At 37.4% G+C, this 15,816-nt stretch carries 14 protein-coding genes, 2 tRNA genes, 1 rRNA gene and 2 riboswitches; of the genes, 3 read left to right on the forward strand and 14 right to left on the reverse strand.

Going from position 1 to position 15,816, the window contains the following annotated elements; translation table 11 throughout:
* Nucleotides 1-215: 215 nt before the first annotated feature.
* The 6 genes from DM800_RS19705 to groES all read right to left on the reverse strand — a co-directional run bounded on the left by DM800_RS19705 (nucleotide 216) and on the right by groES (nucleotide 8,163).
* A complete protein-coding gene (locus DM800_RS19705) occupies nucleotides 216-1,721 on the reverse strand; it encodes a sensor histidine kinase (RefSeq protein ID WP_087981816.1) in 1,506 nt (501 codons plus the stop codon).
* A complete protein-coding gene (locus DM800_RS19710; RefSeq protein WP_087981820.1) occupies nucleotides 1,705-2,406 on the reverse strand; it encodes a response regulator transcription factor in 702 nt (233 codons plus the stop codon). The genes DM800_RS19705 and DM800_RS19710 overlap by 17 nt, the downstream gene beginning before the upstream one ends.
* A 145-nt stretch (nucleotides 2,407-2,551) precedes the next feature.
* The gene (locus DM800_RS19715; protein WP_000833097.1) at nucleotides 2,552-3,877 is read right to left on the reverse strand and encodes an NCS2 family permease; all 1,326 of its coding nucleotides are present in this window, start codon (nucleotides 3,875-3,877) and stop codon (nucleotides 2,552-2,554) included.
* Between the two features lie 128 nt (nucleotides 3,878-4,005).
* Nucleotides 4,006-4,107: riboswitch (purine riboswitch) on the reverse strand.
* 153 nt (nucleotides 4,108-4,260) lie between these two features.
* Nucleotides 4,261-5,799 (reverse strand): glutamine-hydrolyzing GMP synthase, encoded by a 1,539-nt coding sequence (gene guaA, locus DM800_RS19720; RefSeq protein WP_098133539.1) that lies wholly within the window; start codon nucleotides 5,797-5,799, stop codon nucleotides 4,261-4,263.
* A 165-nt stretch (nucleotides 5,800-5,964) separates the two neighbouring features.
* Nucleotides 5,965-6,066, reverse strand: a riboswitch (purine riboswitch).
* A 139-nt stretch (nucleotides 6,067-6,205) separates the two neighbouring features.
* A complete protein-coding gene (groL, locus tag DM800_RS19725) occupies nucleotides 6,206-7,840 on the reverse strand; it encodes a chaperonin GroEL (protein WP_001029984.1) in 1,635 nt (544 codons plus the stop codon).
* Nucleotides 7,841-7,878: 38 nt separating this feature from the next.
* Nucleotides 7,879-8,163 carry a co-chaperone GroES gene (gene groES / locus DM800_RS19730; protein WP_000917306.1) on the reverse strand — a complete coding sequence of 95 codons (285 nt, stop codon included), beginning with the start codon at nucleotides 8,161-8,163 and terminating at the stop codon, nucleotides 7,879-7,881.
* Nucleotides 8,164-8,564: 401 nt separating this feature from the next.
* Between groES and DM800_RS19735 the strand changes: the two genes are divergently transcribed.
* Nucleotides 8,565-9,314 carry a CPBP family intramembrane glutamic endopeptidase gene (locus DM800_RS19735; RefSeq protein WP_087981823.1) on the forward strand — a complete coding sequence of 250 codons (750 nt, stop codon included), beginning with the start codon at nucleotides 8,565-8,567 and terminating at the stop codon, nucleotides 9,312-9,314.
* Entirely contained in the window at nucleotides 9,311-9,502 is a 192-nt protein-coding gene (locus DM800_RS19740) for a YdiK family protein (protein ID WP_001246201.1), read from the forward strand. The genes DM800_RS19735 and DM800_RS19740 overlap by 4 nt, the downstream gene beginning before the upstream one ends.
* A 29-nt stretch (nucleotides 9,503-9,531) precedes the next feature.
* Here the strand turns inward: DM800_RS19740 and DM800_RS19745 are convergent, their stop codons facing one another.
* Complete coding sequence (locus DM800_RS19745; RefSeq protein WP_000437704.1) at nucleotides 9,532-10,161, reverse strand: redox-sensing transcriptional repressor Rex; 630 nt, start codon at nucleotides 10,159-10,161, stop codon at nucleotides 9,532-9,534.
* A gap of 187 nt (nucleotides 10,162-10,348) precedes the next feature.
* Here DM800_RS19745 and DM800_RS19750 point away from each other — a divergent pair, with 187 nt between their 5' ends.
* On the forward strand, nucleotides 10,349-12,283 hold the full coding sequence (locus DM800_RS19750) for an ABC-F family ATP-binding cassette domain-containing protein (protein ID WP_218943201.1): 1,935 nt from the start codon (nucleotides 10,349-10,351) through the stop codon (nucleotides 12,281-12,283).
* A 407-nt stretch (nucleotides 12,284-12,690) separates the two neighbouring features.
* Here DM800_RS19750 and tsaD read toward each other — a convergent pair whose 3' ends face one another.
* From tsaD to rrf, 7 genes are all read right to left on the reverse strand, one after another.
* On the reverse strand, nucleotides 12,691-13,707 hold the full coding sequence (tsaD, locus tag DM800_RS19755; protein WP_000414582.1) for a tRNA (adenosine(37)-N6)-threonylcarbamoyltransferase complex transferase subunit TsaD: 1,017 nt from the start codon (nucleotides 13,705-13,707) through the stop codon (nucleotides 12,691-12,693).
* Entirely contained in the window at nucleotides 13,707-14,150 is a 444-nt protein-coding gene (rimI, locus tag DM800_RS19760; protein ID WP_000367200.1) for a ribosomal protein S18-alanine N-acetyltransferase, read from the reverse strand. The genes tsaD and rimI overlap by 1 nt, the downstream gene beginning before the upstream one ends.
* Before the next feature lie 13 nt (nucleotides 14,151-14,163).
* A complete protein-coding gene (gene tsaB / locus DM800_RS19765; RefSeq protein WP_098133538.1) occupies nucleotides 14,164-14,856 on the reverse strand; it encodes a tRNA (adenosine(37)-N6)-threonylcarbamoyltransferase complex dimerization subunit type 1 TsaB in 693 nt (230 codons plus the stop codon).
* Nucleotides 14,837-15,310, reverse strand: a complete 474-nt coding sequence (gene tsaE, locus DM800_RS19770; protein ID WP_000049636.1) for a tRNA (adenosine(37)-N6)-threonylcarbamoyltransferase complex ATPase subunit type 1 TsaE — start codon at nucleotides 15,308-15,310, stop codon at nucleotides 14,837-14,839. Before tsaE ends, tsaB begins: the two co-directional genes overlap by 20 nt.
* 174 nt (nucleotides 15,311-15,484) lie before the next feature.
* Nucleotides 15,485-15,560, reverse strand: a tRNA-Asp gene (locus DM800_RS19775).
* Nucleotides 15,561-15,563: 3 nt separating this feature from the next.
* Nucleotides 15,564-15,640, reverse strand: a tRNA-Met gene (locus DM800_RS19780).
* Nucleotides 15,641-15,652: 12 nt separating this feature from the next.
* Nucleotides 15,653-15,768, reverse strand: a 5S ribosomal RNA gene (gene rrf, locus DM800_RS19785).
* Nucleotides 15,769-15,816 lie beyond the last annotated feature (48 nt).

Raw genomic sequence — 15,816 nt, forward strand, 5'->3', positions numbered from 1 at the left:
GTCGCTCATTTGCGACTCCCTTATGTTAACATCTTCATGTTTCAATGTCAACTAAGTTTTTCATTTCGTTTGCCGCGTTCTGCGTTATTGCATCGGCGACTTGTCCTATATTACACCTCTATACTCTAATCGTCAACATATTTTTCTAAAAAAATATAAAAAGGCTTATTTCTTTTAAAATAAGCCTTTTTATCAAATATCATTCTATTCATTTATTATTTTTCTATAATTGGTAACGAGACGATAAACTGAATAATACCATCCTCATATTCTGCTCGAATACTACCACCTTGCAGCTCAACAATACTTTTCGCAATCGCTAATCCAAGTCCCGATCCTTCTGTTACTCTACTTCTAGATTGATCCTTCTTATAAAAACGTTCAAACAAACTCCCTAGCTCTTCTCTCGTAAACTCTTCACTATGATTCGCAATTACAATTTGTATATCCCGGCGCTGCCTTTGAAGAGAAACTTTTATCTCCCCATCATCTTTACTATACTTAATCGCGTTCATTAATAGATTATCAAATACACGTACCATCTTTTCCGAATCAACCGCTGCATAGGCACGTTCCTCAGGAAACTTCTTAACAAACGCAAGTCCATGCTCTTCTGCCTGCGGTACTAACTCTTCTATTAATTGCTCCAATAACTCATTTATACAAACCTCTTGTTTTTCTAATACAACTTGCTCATTTGTTAACTTCGTATACTCAAATAAATCTTCTATTAAATTCTTTAACTGCTCCGACTTCGCAAAAGCAATTCTCGTATACTCATCATGTTGTTCTTTATTTTCATATTTAGAATCTCGAAGTAATCGCAAGTAACCCATAATAGAAGTCAGTGGTGTACGCAAATCGTGAGATACATTCGTAATAAGCTCATTCTTTTGCTTCTCTAATTTACGTTCCTTTTCTATATTATTCATAAGCTCTTCTGCCATATTATTAATATTCTCAGTTAAAGACGCAATCTCGTCCTCACCTTTCTTCTCAATACGATACGCTAAGTTGCCTTTTTCTATTTCCTTTACACCTTGTGCCATCGCTTCAATTTGCTTCATCTTTCTCTTTGTTATATAGAAGAAAGAGAAAATAAATACGAGTACACCTATGCAAAATGGAAACGGCCCTTCTTGCGTATCATATATTACTTCACCTTCTGGAATCCCACTAACAAACATGTATAAATTCTTATCTTCTATTGTAATAGGTGCAAAAGCTATAAATTCTTTTCTTGTACTTTCAAATACATCTTGGCCATTTGAATAGTTGATCGCAAATGATGCTGCATTACGAATCGTATTATGCAAATCAATTTGTTCTTCTTGTGCCTGCTTCGTTTTATATAAAACTTTACCGCTCTCGTCAGTAACCAATATTTTTAAAGCTCTAGGTCCTCGCTCTAAACTTTGGTTCTCCCTTTCGATCATATCGGATATAGCTTCTAATTTATTTTCATGAACCGAACTATTTGCCGCTCCTTGAGCTTGTTGATTAATCTCCTCCATACCAGCCCGATAATCGATCGTCGCCTTCCGATTCGCATTCTCAAAAAACGGCGCTGCTGCCTTTGCTGACAAAAGACCTAATAACGCACAAGCGGTAAATGCAGTAATAAGTTGAATTCGCACACTCCGTTTCACACTCTTCATTATCTTTCCAATTAATTCTCGAAATTTCCTAACATAAGTAAATGGATTAAATATCTTTTTCAATCTTATACCCCACTCCCCATACTGTTTTTATATATATTGGCTTCCTTGGATTCTCCTCAATCTTTTCACGCACTTTCCGAATATGAACCATTACCGTGTTATCCGACTGGAAAGATCTTTCGTTCCAAACCTTTTCATAAATTTGTTCCGCGCTAAAGACCATCCCCGGATTACGAGCTAGTAATTCTAAAATCGAAAATTCCCTCGGAGTCAGTTTCACTTCTTCTCCATCTACAATGACTGTATGGGTTGAGATGTTTATTTTCATCTCTCCAATTTCTAGCTCGTCCTCATTTTGAAGGGCAAAACCATTCATCTTCATATAACGACGTAACTGAGATTTAATCCTTGCGATTAACTCTAACGGATTAAATGGTTTCGTTACGTAATCATCTGCACCTGTTGTTAATCCTAAGATTTTATCCATATCTTGCGTTTTTGCAGAAAGCATAATAATCGGCATTTCTTTCGATTCTCTTACTTTCATACACATATGAATACCATCTACCTTTGGCATCATAATATCTAATACGACTAGATGTACTTCATTTTCTTCTAGTAAACGTAATCCTTCTTCTCCGTCTCCTGCTTGCAACACTTTATATCCTTCATTCTTTAAATAGATTGTAATAAGATTTCTAATTTCTTTTTCATCATCTACGACAAGTATTGTTTCGTGCGCCACAATATCTCCCCCATCACTTTTTTAATCCCTAACTTCTATTATAGGAAAACTTCTGAAGAAAAACGCTCGGAAATCCTTAAGATTTTCTGAAGACGCAAAAAAGGTCTAGACTCCCCTTAAGTCTAGACCTTTCAAAAAACCCCTTTTATTTACGAACGTAGATGAAATATAGTACGAATAAAACTCCCATAACATACATAATTGGATGAATCTCTTTACGACGACCACTTACTACCATTGTAATTGGATAGAAGATAAACCCGATTGCAATCCCTGTCGCAATACTATACGTAAGTGGCATTGAAATGATTGTAAAGAATGCTGGTACTGCAATCTCGAATTTCTTCCAATCAATTTCGCCTAAAGATGAAACCATCAAGATCCCTACAATAATTAATGCTGGCGCTGTTACAGCTGGTGTTACAACGCTTAATAATGGCGAGAAGAATAGTGCCAGCAAGAAGAATCCTGCTGTTACAACTGCTGTAAATCCAGAACGTCCACCCGCTGCTACCCCAGCAGAAGATTCAATGTAAGACGTTGTTGTTGATGTACCTAAGATTGCACCGATTACAGTTGCAATCGCATCTGCAAATAACGCCTTTCCTGCACGTGGTAATTTATTGTTCTTCATTAATCCAGCTTGATTCGCAACCGCTACAAGTGTACCTGCTGTATCAAAGAAATCGATAAAGAAGAACGTTATAATAACAATCACCATTTGAACAGTGAAAATATCTCCGAAGTGAGTTAACGCCACACCGAACGTTGGTTCTAGACTCGGTATTGCTCCCACTACAGCTTTTGGAGTATCAATTAATCCTGTCGCTACTCCTAAAATTGCTGTAAGAATCATACCGTAGAACACTGCACCATTAACTTTCTTAATCATGAAGATGATTGTAGTAACAACCCCGAAGATTGCTAGTAACGTTGTGCCCTTTGTTAAATCCCCCAATCCAACAAGAACAGCATCATTTTTCACGATAATTCCGGCATTTTGGAATCCAAGGAAAGCAATGAATAATCCGATACCTGCCGCTACTGCAAACTTTAACTCTGATGGAATTGCATTAATGATTTTTTCACGAATACCTGAAGCTGTAAGAATAATAAAGATAATACCTGACATTAACGTTCCAGCAATTGCTGTCTGCCATGGAATACCCATCGTTAACACTGCCGTATAAGCAAAGAACGCGTTAATTCCCATACCCGGCGCCAAAGCAATCGGATACTTCGCGAATATCCCCATAATTAACGAACCAATCGCTGCTGCTAATGCTGTAGCAACGAATACTGCACCCGGATCCATTCCTGTACCTGCTGGTAACCCTTTAACATTTCCAAGTGACAGCGTAGCAGGATTGACAAATAGTACATAAGCCATAGATAAAAATGTCGTTAAACCTGCTATGAACTCTGTTTTATAATTTGTACCGAGTTCATCAAACTGAAAATAGCGTTTCATCTTACGTTTCCCCCGTTATATGATTACTCGCCGTAATCTCCCTAGCCCTCTTTTATCTATTAAAAATAAAAAAGGCTTCCATTGCATATACATGGAAGCGTTCTATGAATAAAGACAAGTTTACCCTCATCTTTATCTAAACGCCTCGTAGTCAAGCCATTTACGGTAGCTAGGTAGAAACTTTCGGGCCATATCCCCGATATTATACGACGGCATAATATTCACTTTTCGTTTGAATTACATACTCATATTAACTCGATGAAGTAGTTTTGTCAATTTAAAAACGAACATTTTTACAAACTTTTGCATTTTCGTTCGTATTAAGAGCAAAACACAAAAGATCCATCTATGCATGAGCAATAGATGGATCTTTTTTTATAATACTATTCCCACTCGATAGTTGCTGGTGGCTTACTTGTTATATCATACACGATACGGTTAACGTGTTTTACTTCGTTTACGATACGTACAGAGATTTTCTCTAATACGTCCCAAGGGATACGTGCCCAGTCAGCTGTCATACCGTCGATAGATGTTACTGCGCGGATACCTACTGTGTAATCGTAAGTACGCTCATCACCCATAACACCTACGCTACGCATACCAGGAAGCGCAGTGAAGTATTGCCAAACTTCGCGGTCTAAGCCCGCTTTAATAATTTCTTCACGTAAAATCGCATCAGATTCACGAACGATTTCTAATTTCTCTTCTGTGATTTCACCTAATACACGAATACCAAGACCAGGGCCTGGGAATGGTTGACGCCATACGATTTCATCAGGAATTCCTAGTTCTGATCCTAATACACGTACTTCATCTTTAAATAACGTGTTTAAAGGCTCAATTAATTTGAACTGCATGTCTTCTGGAAGACCACCAACGTTATGGTGAGATTTAATTGTTTGTGCAGTTGCTGTACCACTTTCAACGATGTCTGTATAAAGTGTACCTTGCGCTAGGAAGTCCATTCCTTGTAATTTAGAAGCTTCATCATCAAATACGTAAATGAATTCATTACCGATGATTTTACGTTTTTGTTCTGGATCTTCTACACCTTTTAACTTGTTCATGAAGCGTTCTTGTGCATCCACTTTAATAACGTTCATGTGGAAGCCTTCGCTGAATGTTTTCATAACGCCTTCTGCTTCACCTTTGCGAAGTAAGCCGTGGTCAACGAAAATACATGTTAATTGATCGCCGATTGCTTTATGAATTAATACCGCTACAACAGAAGAGTCTACACCGCCGCTAAGTGCGCATAGTACTTTTTTGTCTCCAACAGTTTCACGGATTTTCTCTAATTCTACTTCGATAAAGTTCTCCATGTTCCATCCTTCAGAACAACCACATACGCCGAATACGAAGTTTTTAATTAAATCGTTACCGTGCTCAGAATGACGTACTTCTGGGTGGAATTGTACACCGTATAAGTTTTTGTCTTCATTGCTCATACCAGCAATTGGACAAGACTCACTTGTTGCATCTACTACGAATCCTTCAGGTAAACCAGTTACTAAGTCACCATGGCTCATCCATACAACTTGCTCTTCTGGAAGGTTCGCATATAATTTTGATTCGTTCTCTACTTTAAGAACAGCTTTTCCGTACTCACGGTGGTTTGCACGTTCTACTTTCCCACCGAAGTGTTGCGTCATAAGCTGCATACCGTAACAAATACCAAAGATCGGTAATCCTAGTTCAAAGATTTTTTCATCACAATGTAATGCGCCTTCACCGTATACACTATTTGGTCCACCAGAGAAGATAATCCCTTTTGGATTCATTGCTTTAATTTCTTCTGCAGTAATTGTATGTGGATGAAGTTCACTGTATACACCGAACTCACGAATTCGACGTGCTATTAACTGATTGTACTGACTCCCAAAATCTAAAACGATAATTGTATCATGCTGCTTCTTCAAAATAATCACCCCAACGTTAGTTCTCGTATATAAATATTTTTACCAATTAGGCAAAAAGCATTACTAATATAATAAAAAAAGCCAGTCCTCCGCCTCTAGTCTCATAACAAAGAAAAGGCAGGGGTCTGGCTTTATAAAGAAAGATAGTCTTCCGCTCTTTATAAATATACGACGCACTGCCTTCATAGTCAGGTTGTTTACGGTAACCCGGTAGAGACTCTCAAACCATATCATCGAGGATATATGAAGGATTTTTTTATATTATCTCCCTAGATTCTAACAATGAAGTATCGATATGGTCAAGAGAGAAAGCGACAAAATTCTACAGAAATTAATTTCCTTTTCTAAAAAACATAAAAAAACATCCATTTCTATATAGAAATGGATGTTTTTCGAGCAAACGGAATTACATCATTCCGCCCATACCGCCCATGCCCATGCCGCCCATGTCAGGCATTGCTGGTGCATTTGGTTCTGGCTTGTCAGCAACTACAGCTTCAGTCGTTAAGAACATAGCTGCAACAGATGCTGCGTTTTGAAGTGCAGAACGAGTTACTTTAGCTGGATCTACGATACCAGTTTCAAGCATGTTAACCCACTCGCCAGTAGCTGCGTTGAAACCAACGCCTACTTTTTCGCCTTTTAGACGCTCTACAACTACAGATCCTTCTAGACCAGCGTTGATTGCGATTTGACGAACTGGCTCTTCTAGTGCGCGAAGTACGATGTTGATACCTGTTGCTTCGTCGCCTTCAGCTACGATAGAAGCTACTTTCGTGTATACGTTCATAAGTGAAGTACCACCACCTGCAACGATACCTTCTTCTACTGCTGCACGAGTTGAGTTAAGTGCATCTTCAATGCGAAGTTTGCGCTCTTTTAACTCAGTTTCAGTTGCTGCACCTACTTTAATTACTGCTACGCCACCTGCAAGTTTTGCAAGACGCTCTTGTAATTTTTCACGATCGAATTCAGAAGTAGTTTCTTCTAATTGCGCGCGGATTTGACCGATGCGAGCTTCGATTTGTTGTGAATTTCCGATACCTTCAACTACAGTTGTGTTTTCTTTCGTTACAACAACTTTACCAGCGCGTCCTAAAGATTCAATTGTAGCAGATTTTAAGTCACGACCTAATTCTTCAGTGATTACTTCGCCACCAGTTAAGATTGCGATATCTTCTAGCATTGCTTTACGACGGTCACCAAATCCAGGAGCTTTAACAGCTACTACATTGAATGTACCACGAAGTTTGTTCACTACTAATGTAGCTAAAGCTTCGCCTTCTACGTCTTCAGCGATGATAAGAAGTGGTTTACCTTGTTGTACCACTTGCTCTAATACTGGTAAGATTTCTTGGATGTTAGAAATCTTCTTATCAGTAATTAAGATGTATGGGTTATCAAGAACTGCTTCCATTTTGTCAGAATCAGTAATCATGTAAGGAGATGCATATCCACGATCAAATTGCATACCTTCTACTACGTCTAATTCTGTTGTAAATCCTTTAGATTCTTCTAAAGTAATAACGCCGTCGTTACCAACGCGCTCCATTGCTTCAGCGATTAATTGACCTACTTCTTCGTCAGCTGCAGAAATAGCAGCTACTTGTGCGATAGAAGATTTGCCTTCGATTGGTTTAGAAATCTCTTTTAATTCTGCAATTGCAGCAGTAACAGCTTTTTCGATACCTTTACGAAGACCCATTGGGTTCGCACCAGCTGTTACGTTTTTAAGACCTTCACGAATCATAGCTTGTGCTAATACAGTTGCAGTTGTTGTTCCGTCACCAGCTACATCATTTGTTTTGCTAGCAACTTCTGCTACTAATTTTGCACCCATGTTTTCGAATGCATCTTCTAATTCGATTTCTTTTGCGATTGTTACACCATCATTTGTAATAAGTGGTGAACCAAATTTTTTCTCAAGTACAACGTTACGACCTTTTGGTCCAAGCGTTACTTTTACTGCGTTTGCAAGAGTGTCGACACCGCGAAGCATCGAACGACGTGCTTCTTCACTAAATTTAATATCTTTTGCCATAATAATTGACCCCCTTGAATTTTTTAAGATTTATATAATTAACCGATAACTGCTAAAATGTCACTTTCACGTAAAATCAAGTAGTCAGTACCTTCATATTTTACTTCAGTACCTGCATATTTTGAGAAGATGATAAGATCACCTGCAGCTACCTCTAGAGCAACACGCTCACCATTTTCAAGCACTCGACCAGTACCTACTGCAATAACTTTACCCTCTTGTGGTTTTTCTTTTGCAGTGTCTGGTAATACAATACCACTTGCTGTTTTTTCTTCTGCTTGAACAAGCTCAATTACAACGCGATCACCTAATGGCTTTAGCATGAACAATAACCTCCTCATTTTGTTATGTAAATTTTATTTATTAGCACTCAAGTCACCCGAGTGCTAACACACTTATAATAATAAATAATCTCAATTTCTTTTGCAAGTAAAAAAATCATAATTTTTTCGCAAATTAAGCTATACACTTTTCTATATAGAGTCCCTCTTCTTCTACCTTTACTATATGAATCGTTGTTTCCCCTACTCGTATGTTACAATATGAAAGGACACCCTAAGTTGTTTTCGCTATACACACAACTTTCTCCTGTCTTCTATTATAATTTCAAATAAGGATTTACGAAAAAAACATAATTTAAGCGAGGTTTATATCGTAGGTAGCATACTTACATGTTATCCTACCTTATCTCATACACTAGAGTTAGAAAGGATGGTTAAACCATTTGAAAAAACAATATTGGTGGGTTATCGTTACATACATTTTAATGCAGTTATCATCCATTGCTGGATTACCACTTCTGCTGAAAACTGGACTTTATGATAACAGGGGATTTACTAGAGAAGAGAAATTTCAACTCATAACTGGCCACTGGGCAATCATTAGCTTCTTTATTGCATTATGTATCGTACTTTGGTTACTTAGAACGGATATTCGTGACAGACGTTTAGATACAATGCGCTCTACTGTTCCAGCTACGATTGGTTGGATTTTTATCGGGTTCTTCCTAGCATTTTTCTCACAAAGTATTGCCGGTATGATAGAAATGCGTGTATTAGGAATTAAACCTGGATCAGAAAATACAGCAAGACTTATGGATATCGCAAAAACGACACCTTGGTTCCTTATCGTTATCTCTATAATAGGACCTATTTTGGAAGAAATCGTATTTAGAAAAATTTTATTTGGTACACTTTATAAGAAGTTTAACTTCTTTATTGCTGCTATCATTAGTTCTCTTGTATTCGCAGCAATTCATTTTGATTTCACTCACTTATTGGTATACACTTCTATGGGACTCGTATTCGCCTTTTTATATGTAAAAACGAAGCGTATTATCGTCCCTATCGCAGCTCATGTTGCAATGAATACATTAGTTGCAGTTGCTCAAGTTTTAATGAGCAATGAACAAATTCAAGAAATGATTAAAGAAGCTGAAAAAATGCAAGGCTTTATCGGAGGATTTTTAGTATGAGGAACTCACCATTGTTCATGGCTGCATTGTACTTCCTTCTAGGATGTATCTTTACACGCTTCGCCATTACGAATGTAACAGATACAATCTGGAATATGTGGACAATACTATTTGCAGTTATGGCAACAATTGATTTTAATTTGGCACTTCGCCTTATCTTAGTTAAATTCACAAAGAAAAAACAATAATAAAACGCAGAGGTCGCTTCCTCTGCGTTTTATTGTGGATAATTCTTTAAAAAGTAAACAAGTGTTTGTAACTCTACCGCTAAATCAATATGGTGAATTCTTATATTATCTGACACATTTAAGCGCGCTGGTGTGAAATTTAAAATACCATGCACGTTCGTTTCTGCCAATCTATCTGCTACAGATTGTGCTACTGTAGCGGGTACTGTTAATATTGCCACTTGTATATCAGTTGATAAACGTTCTTCTAATTCATCTAAATGATATACAGGAATGCCCCCGATTTCTGTCCCGACTTTCTCTTCACTAACATCAAACGCCATTTCAATTTTTGTATTATTGTTTTTCGTGAAATTATAATGTAAGAAAGCGGTCCCTAAATTACCTACTCCAATAAGTGCTACACGTGTTATATCATCTTGGTCGAGTGTTTCACGGAAAAATGATAATAAATAATTTACGTTATATCCATAACCTTTTTTCCCTAACGCTCCAAAATATGAAAAATCTCTTCGAATCGTTGCGGAATCAACTTTTACCGCTTCACTCAATTCGGCTGATGAAACACGTTGCTTACCAGAAAGAGATAAGTTTTGGATAAATCGATAGTATAGAGGCAATCGTTTGGCAGTGGCCTGTGGAATTTTTTGCTGCTCCATATAACCTCTCCTCTCTTCCTATCTTTATTCATATACTTGAATCAAATACAGAAGTTTAGCACTCATGAATTTCCCTGTATAATAAAGAGAAGAAGTATTCTCTCTTTATTTTAAACTATACACTATTTTTAGTATGATTGAGAAATATAAACATGGCAAAGTTAAGAAATTATTTGAGGTGAAAACATTGATTTTATTACAAGTAAACGCGCTTACGAAATTATATGGTGCCGAAACGATTCTTGCAAACATAAAATTGGAAGTTCAAACGAAAGATCGTATCGCATTAGTCGGACGAAATGGGGCCGGAAAATCTACACTATTAAAAATAATAGCTGGTGAGCTATCTCATGATGGTGGCGAAATTATAAAACCAAAAGATGTCTCAATCGGATATTTAGCCCAAAATACCGGGTTAGAAACGTCTTTAACAATTTGGGATGAAATGTTAACCGTCTTTACACACTTGCAGCAAATGGAGACAAAACTTCGAAGGCTAGAGCAAGAGATGGGAAAAGAAGAAAACTTTTCAAACGAGGCTACATATGAAAGATTATTAGCTGATTATGACCAATTGCAATTAGATTATAAAGATCAAGGTGGATATCAATATGAAGCAGATATTCGCTCTATTTTAAGTGGTCTTGGCTTCCCAGTTGAAACGCACCAGACGACGATTTCTACATTAAGCGGTGGACAAAAAACACGATTAGCTCTTGGTAAATTATTATTAACGAAACCAGACCTACTTATTTTGGACGAGCCTACAAACCATTTAGACATCGAAACATTAACATGGCTTGAACAATATTTACAAGGCTATCCTGGCGCAATACTAATCGTTTCCCATGACCGTTATTTCTTAGATAAACTCATTACACAAGTATATGAAATTTCGAATAAAGAAAGCAGACGATTTGTTGGTAACTACAGTAAATATTTAGACTTAAAATCAGCATTATACGAGCAAGACATGAAACGTTATGAAAAACAACAAGATGAAATCGCTAAGCTTGAGGATTTCGTTCAAAAAAATATAGCGCGCGCATCTACGACAAAACGTGCTCAAAGCCGTCGTAAACAATTAGATAGAATGGAATTATTGACTAGACCATTAGGTGATTCTAAGTCAGCATCCTTCCACTTCGATATCGAAAAACAAAGTGGAAATGATGTTTTACAAGTAAAGGATGCAACTATCGGCTATGATGATGATCCGATTATTGAACATGTAACTATGCGCTTAACTCGCGGGGATAGCGTTGCTTTAGTTGGTCCAAACGGAATTGGGAAATCCACATTATTAAAATCACTTGTGAATAAGTTACCACTATTAAATGGTGATGTTTCTTTCGGATCCAATGTATCTGTTGGTTATTATGATCAAGAACAAGCAAACTTAACATCTTCTAAGCGAGTTTTAAATGAGTTATGGGATGAATATCCATTGCAGCCCGAAAAAGAAATTCGCACGATATTAGGTAACTTCTTATTCACAGGGGATGATGTACTAAAACCAGTATCTTCTCTTAGTGGTGGACAAAAAGCTCGATTAGCTCTTGCAAAACTTATGATGCAAAAATCAAATTTATTAATTCTCGATGAACCTACGAACCATCTTGATTTAAATAGTAAAGAAATTTTGGAGAATGCTTTAATTGATTATCCAGGCACCCTTCTATTTGTTTCACATGACCGCTACTTTATTAATCGTGTAACGACGACCGTTGTTGAGTTGTCAACAGAAGGTGCACAAGAGTATTTAGGCGATTACGATTACTATGTGGAGAAGAAAAATGAAATGATTGAACGTGCAGCATTTGAACAACAAGAACAGCAAGAAAACCAAGCACCTGTTCAAAAAACTGTAGCTCAAGAAAAATTAAATTATCTCGAAGAAAAAGAGCGTAAACAATTAGAACGTCAACGCACTCGAAAAATTGAGGAACTAGAACAAAATATTGTAGAATTTGAAGAAGAAATTGCTACGTTAGAAGATCAACTTTGCTTACCAGAAATATACGCAGATTATGAAAAGGCTAGTGAAATTACAACGAAAAAACAAACACTACAAGAGCAACTTGATGCTTGTATGGCAGAATGGGAAGAATTACATTTATAAGAGTATGAATAAGAAGGATGTCTCATAAGTCGGGATTTTTGACTATGCGACATCCTTTTTATCTTCTAGCTGGGGTATAAACGATTCGACACGACATACCGATTTACCGACAAAGTTTGACAATGTTGGCTCGCCCCTATAATAAGGGGACATTTCAAAATGTTTTTTAGAGATATCTTCTTGCGATTTATTTCCCAAAAAAGAATACATTCAAAGGTCAGACTTCTTCTGCTTTATCCACAGGTTTATACACATATCCACCTTTATAAAATAAACCCCAAAATAACTTTTCCACATTATCCACAACTTCCAAAAAAGTTATCAACATTTTATATACACAATAAAACCCACATTATCAACAGATAATATGGGTTTTATCCACAAGCTGTGGTTAATTTTGTGCATAACTATTCTTCAATATCTAATCCTGGATTTGCATTTAGAGCTAATGTAGCACGTTTTCCTTGTTCATATGCAATTGTACCTGCGGCTGCAATCATCGCTGCATTATCGGTACATAAAGATAGTGGAGGAATAATTAGCTCGATATTTTCTTTTGTCGCAAATTCCGCTTCCAAACGTGCGCGAAGTCCTTTATTCGCAGCTACTCCACCAGCAAGAAGCAGTTGCTTTACGTTATACGCTTCTGCTGCACGAGATGCTTTCGTTACAAGCACATCTATTACACTCGCTTGGAAACTTGCTGCTAAATCTTCCGGTGCAATTTCTATCCCGCGTTGTTTCGCGTTATGCACAGTGTTGATAACTGCTGATTTCAATCCACTGAAACTGAAATCATACGAATCAGGTTCTAGCCATGCACGAGGCAAATCGATTGTCGGTTCCCCTTCATGTGCAAGGCGATCAATGTGAGGACCACCTGGATATGGCATGGATAATGTTCGAGCTACTTTATCATATGCCTCTCCAGCTGCATCATCTCTTGTTTCACCAATCACTTCGAATGAACCATGTTCTTTCATATAAACAAGCTCCGTATGTCCACCAGATACAACAAGTGATAGTAGTGGGAATTGAACTTCTTTTACTAAACGGTTCGCATAAATGTGCCCAGCTATATGATGAACACCCACTAGAGGAATATCATGTGCAAAAGCCACTGCTTTCGCTGCATTTACCCCTATTAAAAGCGCTCCTACTAACCCAGGTCCTTCTGTTACAGCAATTGCATCAATATCATCAAATGTGATATTTGCTTCTTTTAAAGCTTCTTCTAACACAACTGTAATTTCTTCTACATGATGACGGGATGCAATCTCTGGTACAACTCCGCCAAAACGTTTATGACTTTCAATTTGTGATGCAACGACATTCGCAATAATTTCCGTTCCATTTTTAACAACTGCTACTGCTGTTTCATCACAACTTGTTTCAATACCAAGTATAATCGTATTTTTTTCCATTATATATTCACCCACATTACGAGACCATCTTCCTGATTGTCTGCATAGTATCGTTTACGAATTCCACCATTTTGAAATCCGTATTTTCTGTATAACTGTTTTGCTACTTCATTTGATACACGTACTTCAAGCGTCATCGTTTTTACCCCTAAATCTTTCGCTTCGGAAATAACTTCTTTCAATAAAGCATCCCCTAGCTTTTGACCTCTGTATTCTGGCAAAATAGCTACATTTGTTATATGTGATTCATCAATAATTATCCACAATCCACAATACCCAATTACACGACCATCTTTTTCTAGCACAACATAATGTGCATGTTCATTCGTCGTTAACTCACGGTGAAAGGCATCTGCAGTCCAAGGAGTTGAAAAAGACGCTTCTTCAATAGCTACAATTTGAGCGATATCATCGAGTTCCATCTTTCTAAATATCATATCCATCTTCTGCAAGCTCCTACTTGTTTTGACTTTCTAACCACTTTGTTTCAGCTTCAGCTAAACGAAGATAACTAGGAACAAATGAATGTACATCTTGTTCTTCTTTTTGTAACCCTAAGAAAGCTAACTCACTTGGTCTTGGGTTATTTTTAGTGAAGGGAGCAAATACAGCTTGGTTGCCTAAATGTTCGATAATCGTCTCTTTGTGCAGTTTAACATCGTTACCAATAAATAAAACAGGCTTTCCTGTATCTTTTAACATTTGCAACCAGTCTACAATAAGGATGATTCGGTCTTCTTCTATAGAAGTTAAATGCTCTCCTTCATATGTATATAACCCAGTATAAATTTGTCCGCGTCTTCCATCGAATAAAGGACAGATTAATCCATCAAAATTAGCACCGTTTGCAGCCACTACTTCTAAACTTGATACACCTACAATTGGTATTTGAAGTGACCAAGCTAATGTTTTTGCAACTGTCACACCTATGCGAACACCTGTATATGATCCAGGTCCAGCAGCTACAACTATTTTAGTTAATTCTTTCGGTTTTACACCACATTCTTTTAACAATTTCTCTACAGCTGGCATAAGACGTACAGAATGGTTTTTTGTTAAGTTTGTAATGATTTCCCCAATTACGTTTCCTTCCTCAATAAGGGATACACCCATTACGTAATTTGAAGTATCAATTGCTAGTACTTTCATCTTGTAATAGCTCCTCACATAATCTAATATATCGATCTCCAATTGGCTCGAGTACAATTTTCCTTGTATCATCTCCAGCATGGAATAAACTAATTTGTAACTTCTCATTCGGTAAAAATGCTTCTATTAAATGAGCCCATTCTACTACAGTAATTCCTTCACCGTAGAAATACTCATCAAAACCTAAGTCCTCTTCACTTTCTGCTAAGCGATACACGTCCATATGATATAGCGGCAATCTCCCTTTATATTCTTTAATAATATTAAAGGTTGGACTATTTACAACTCTTTTCACTCCAAGACCTTTTGCTAGTCCTTTTGTAAAAGTTGTCTTACCAGCCCCTAGATCTCCTTCTAAAATAATTACATCTTGTGCCCCGACAAGTCCACCTAGTTTTTCTGATAATCTTTGTGTTTCCTCAGAAGAGTTTGTTGTTATTTCATATTTACTCACAGACTTCACCTACTTTACTCACAATGTTCTCTGCTCTTTATTATACAGGTTTTGAATATATAAAAAAGTCCTTAGGAGTTTTCCTAAGGATAGTTTGACTGTCTTTATTAGTTTTTTGTTAAAACAAATAAAAAAATACGAAACAACATGTTTCGTTCTTTTCTTTATATAAAATGGCGGTCCCGACCGGGGTCGAACCGGCGATCTCCTGCGTGACAGGCAGGCATGTTAACCACTACACCACGGGACCATTTGGTTGCGGGGACAGGATTTGAACCTGCGACCTTCGGGTTATGAGCCCGACGAGCTACCGTGCTGCTCCACCCCGCGATGATATAAATAGCCTGGCAACGTCCTACTCTCACAGGGACAAGGTCCCAACTACCATCGGCGCTAGAGAGCTTAACTTCCGTGTTCGGTATGGGAACGGGTGTGACCTCTCTGCCATCATTACCAGACTGTATTCATTTAAGACAAGAATCATCATAACTTATTTAACTTTTAAA

The sequence above is a fragment of the Bacillus sp. AY18-3 genome (assembly GCF_008042305.1).
Classification (GTDB): Bacteria; Bacillota; Bacilli; order Bacillales; family Bacillaceae_G; genus Bacillus_A; species Bacillus_A wiedmannii.

Coding starts and splice junctions, on each gene's coding strand:
- DM800_RS19740 (WP_001246201.1), top strand. CDS start 9,311: ATGAGGAACTCACCATTGTTCATGGCTGCATTGTACTTCCTTCTAGGA.
- rimI (WP_000367200.1), bottom strand. CDS start 14,150: ATGGATATGATATTTAGAAAGATGGAACTCGATGATATCGCTCAAATT.
- groES (WP_000917306.1), bottom strand. CDS start 8,163: ATGCTAAAGCCATTAGGTGATCGCGTTGTAATTGAGCTTGTTCAAGCA.
- groL (WP_001029984.1), bottom strand. CDS start 7,840: ATGGCAAAAGATATTAAATTTAGTGAAGAAGCACGTCGTTCGATGCTT.
- DM800_RS19715 (WP_000833097.1), bottom strand. CDS start 3,877: ATGAAACGCTATTTTCAGTTTGATGAACTCGGTACAAATTATAAAACA.
- DM800_RS19745 (WP_000437704.1), bottom strand. CDS start 10,161: ATGGAGCAGCAAAAAATTCCACAGGCCACTGCCAAACGATTGCCTCTA.
- tsaB (WP_098133538.1), bottom strand. CDS start 14,856: ATGAAAGTACTAGCAATTGATACTTCAAATTACGTAATGGGTGTATCC.
- tsaD (WP_000414582.1), bottom strand. CDS start 13,707: ATGGAAAAAAATACGATTATACTTGGTATTGAAACAAGTTGTGATGAA.